Source organism: Candidatus Culexarchaeum yellowstonense (genome assembly GCF_024707025.1).
Lineage (GTDB): Archaea > Thermoproteota > Methanomethylicia > Culexarchaeales > Culexarchaeaceae > Culexarchaeum.
In genome coordinates, this window is record NZ_JANGFQ010000132.1 from 1 (window position 1) to 2045 (window position 2045).

Below are 2045 nucleotides of genomic sequence, written 5' to 3' on the forward strand. Positions count from 1 at the left end.
GAAGAAAAGAGGGAGCAGCCTGAAGAGCCAATAAAGCCCACTGGAGACTTAACCAAGGATGTAATTCAAATGATAGATAAGAATATAAGCCGTGCATTGAAGATAATGGAGGAATATGTGAAGACTAGGGGGCAGGCTCCACCCCCAAAGAGGGAGATAAGGAGGATGCCTGCTCCACAGCCAACGCCTCCCCAAGAAGCGAAGCCAGCTGAAGCTCCAAAGCCAGCTCAAACCACCGTTACAGCTCCATCGCCCACAGCTACAACGGTTACAGCTCCACCACAAGAAGTGAAGGTTGAAGAATCGAAGCCTGAAGCTAAACCTGAACAAGAAAAGCAGGAAGTGAAGGGGGAGGAGAAGAGTGAAGCTGGAACTAGAGGAAGTGAGGAAGAAGCTGGAAAAGGCGTTGAGGGCAAGAAATAAGGAGAAGGTTGTAAAGGGCTTCGTGAAATGGTTGCTCTCCAATGTAGTTACATCCGAAAACATTGTTGAAGCAATACAGAGCAATATGGATCTAGCTGAAATCTTAAGGGAGAACTGCTACTTGGAAAACGATGTAATTAGACCCCTAGCGAAAATGCTGATGAGAGTCTACTGGCCCGAAATAGAGGACGTAATATGCAACGTTCAAAAAATATATGAACTGCTACTGAAGATTGCTCCACAGCATTCCGATATAATATCAAGCGAAAAGGGAATTAACTACTTAAATGAGCAATGTGCAAAGCTATATGATTATCTATATGATTACACATGGAGTGAAGGTGAGCAGAATGGATGAATTAACATACCTCTTTCTTTCAGCAGTAGTAAATGCTTTCTGCACTGGAATTGCACTTTATATTGGTTTTCGTAAAGGCGTTGAAAAGACTGTTGATACAATATTGAATAGGCTTCAAGAGAGGTATTTAAAGAGCAATCATGCTCAGGAGCTTGTAAGCTCGGCTTCAAGCTTCTTTAGGAATATGAATGAGTTTATGGGGAGCAGTGAAGTTAAAACTTTGATATGCGATATCTCCACACTTTTAAGGCAACTGAGCACTCCGCCGCCAAAGAGGAAGGTTAAGAAGCTTCAACAATAAAAAACTAAAACTTTATTTTTTCCCCTTCATAATTTTTAGTGGGAGTGTTATGTCGAAGTATATTCGTGAATTGCAGTCTGAGTATATTTATGGCGTAAAGTATACATTTACAGTTTATCCTAAGACCATAAGTGAACTTGTGGATTGGGTTAGGGAGCATCTTGGTCCAGGTGAAGAGTTGCAGTTATACTTGTGCTATGAGGTTCCAGGAGTAAGTGGATGGTTAATATTTGGTTCAGCCACACTGCATAGCAGTGATGGAGGGATACTTGAGGATTCAGTGAATATTTCAGGTGAATTTTGGCGTGTGGGCAACTTGACATTATACCTCTTGTGGTATGTGAATCAATATAAGAATATTGGAACAGTATATGTGAGGTATCCTGTTCTAAGGGCATATATAACTGACGATCGTGGGAATAGGCTTAGTGGAGTTGAAGTTAAAGCCACTCTCTCAGTATCCTATTGGGATTCATATTATGGGCTTACAGACGTAAATGGGGTTGCAGTTATAGATATAGTTAATGGCGGTGAGCCTTTAAATGTATATGCAAGGAAGGCTGGATATGACAGCTACCCAGACTGGACGTATCTAGGTCAAACCCCTGCACCATGGGTGAAGGGTGGAGATGTGGAAATTTCAGGTGTACTGTATTACACTGGAGTTCAGCCTCCACCCCCAACATATATTACCGTTACAGTTAGAGTCTTCCATTCAATTACGAAGCAACCAATTAAGGGTGCAACTGTAACTTTGGATTCAACATCGAAGGTTACTGATGAGAATGGTTTGACAGTGTTCACGGATGTTCAGGGTGGTAGGGATGCATCCATAGTGGTTAAATGCCCAGGCTACAGGGACTATTCAACCAAAGTTTCACTTCCATTAGGCGATGTGGAGATAGGTGTAGGTTTAACTCCAATTGTAAACGTTAAACTTGAACTTAAAGTTGACAAGACAAC

3 protein-coding genes and 1 pseudogene are annotated in these 2045 nt (G+C 41.8%); all 4 read left to right on the plus strand.

Features of this window, described 5'->3' with window-relative positions; all coding sequences use genetic code 11:
• Positions 1–423, plus strand: a pseudogene (locus MRT15_RS09555) (hypothetical protein); the annotation flags it as partial.
• Positions 362–781, plus strand: coding sequence for a hypothetical protein (locus MRT15_RS09560; RefSeq protein ID WP_304329864.1), 420 nt, complete (start codon positions 362–364; stop codon positions 779–781). The pseudogene MRT15_RS09555 and the gene MRT15_RS09560, both read left to right, overlap by 62 nt.
• Positions 774–1082 (plus strand): hypothetical protein, encoded by a 309-nt coding sequence (locus MRT15_RS09565; RefSeq protein WP_304329865.1) that lies wholly within the window; start codon positions 774–776, stop codon positions 1080–1082. The genes MRT15_RS09560 and MRT15_RS09565 overlap by 8 nt, the downstream gene beginning before the upstream one ends.
• Before the next feature lie 49 nt (positions 1083–1131).
• A partial coding sequence (locus MRT15_RS09570; RefSeq protein WP_304329866.1) for a carboxypeptidase-like regulatory domain-containing protein occupies positions 1132–2045 on the plus strand: 914 nt, incomplete at its 3' end.